Source organism: Jeotgalibacillus marinus (assembly GCF_040801915.1).
Taxonomy (GTDB): domain Bacteria; phylum Bacillota; class Bacilli; order Bacillales; family Jeotgalibacillaceae; genus Jeotgalibacillus; species Jeotgalibacillus marinus.
Genome location: NZ_JBFMIA010000402.1, coordinates 1 through 207, shown reverse-complemented (window position 1 = coordinate 207; position 207 = coordinate 1). Strand labels below are relative to the sequence as shown.

1 protein-coding gene is annotated in these 207 nt (G+C 46.9%); it reads left to right on the top strand.

Annotated elements, in window-relative coordinates; translation table 11 throughout:
• On the top strand, positions 1 to 207 hold a 207-nt coding region (locus AB1471_RS19295; RefSeq protein ID WP_367781134.1), incomplete at both ends, for a hypothetical protein.

Genomic DNA, 207 nt, shown 5'->3' with positions numbered 1-207 from the left:
GGAGGGAAGAGAGAAGGAAGAAGAGAAAAGGGGGAAGAAAAAAAAGAAAAGAGGAGAGGAAGAGAGGAAAGGAAGGGGGAGGAAGGGGAAAGGGGGGGAAAGAGGAGAAAGAAGAAAGAGAAGAGAGGGAGGGGAAAGGAGAGAGAAGGAAAAAAGGGAGAAGAAAGAAAAAAAAAAAAGAAGAGGAGAGGAAGGAAAGGGAGGGGG